Here is a 305-nt window from a genome sequence, read left to right on the forward strand (position 1 = left end):
AGAAGCCGAGCCTTCCAGATACAGGTAGACCGGACCACCGTAAGGTGTAGAAAAGGTGACAGTTTCACCAGAAGCAATGGACAAACGCTGCTGTGCCAGTTCTAGCGGACCACGGTACACTTTCTGCTGGTAAGCACGGTTTGTATTGCTGCGGTGATAATTCAGCTTAATGCTGGCAGTAGCAGAAGAATTGTCCTGACGGGTCAGAGTAATTGTCTGCCCCGGCAGCGCGTACCAGCCTGTGGTTGTCCACTGTTTCGTATAAGGTACCGAAAAAGTTTGTTGGGTAGTCACGACTGCAGGGT

Annotated in this window: 1 protein-coding gene; it reads right to left on the reverse strand. The window is 51.1% G+C overall.

All coding sequences use genetic code 11. From position 1 onward, the window contains the following. Nucleotides 1-305: M60 family peptidase N-terminal accessory domain-containing protein (locus ABT58_RS23275; protein ID WP_156168840.1), on the reverse strand; the 305-nt coding region annotated here is incomplete at both ends.

The sequence above is a fragment of the Photobacterium aphoticum genome, assembly GCF_001029435.1.
GTDB classification, from domain to species: domain Bacteria; phylum Pseudomonadota; class Gammaproteobacteria; order Enterobacterales; family Vibrionaceae; genus Photobacterium; species Photobacterium aphoticum.